Source organism: Bradyrhizobium sp. Kon10, from assembly GCF_055807395.1.
This window is the reverse complement of record NZ_JBVVOZ010000243.1, coordinates 1-267: the sequence shown is the minus strand read 5'-3', so window position 1 is coordinate 267 and position 267 is coordinate 1. Positions and strand designations below refer to the sequence as shown.

Below are 267 nucleotides of genomic sequence, written 5' to 3'. Positions count from 1 at the left end.
CCCGGCTTGAAGGCTTCGATAAAGGCGCCAGCGTCGTCTGGGTTGGCAGCCATGCCGGTCTTGCGATTGATGGCGATCAGCTTCATGCCTTCGGGAACCTGGAAATCGACATTGGGCGTGCCGTCCAGCGCCACGCGCATGAAGTCCTTGAAGATCGGCGCTGCGAGACCGCCGCCGGTCGCGCCCTTGCCAAGACCTTTCGGCTGATCGTAGCCCATATAAAGGCCGACAACGAGATTGGGCGTGTAGCCGATGAACCAGGTATCC

At 60.7% G+C, this 267-nt stretch carries 1 pseudogene; it reads right to left on the bottom strand.

Annotation, left to right across the window (positions count from 1 at the left end):
- A pseudogene (locus AC0L2O_RS36890) lies at positions 1–267 on the bottom strand (penicillin-binding protein); the annotation flags it as partial.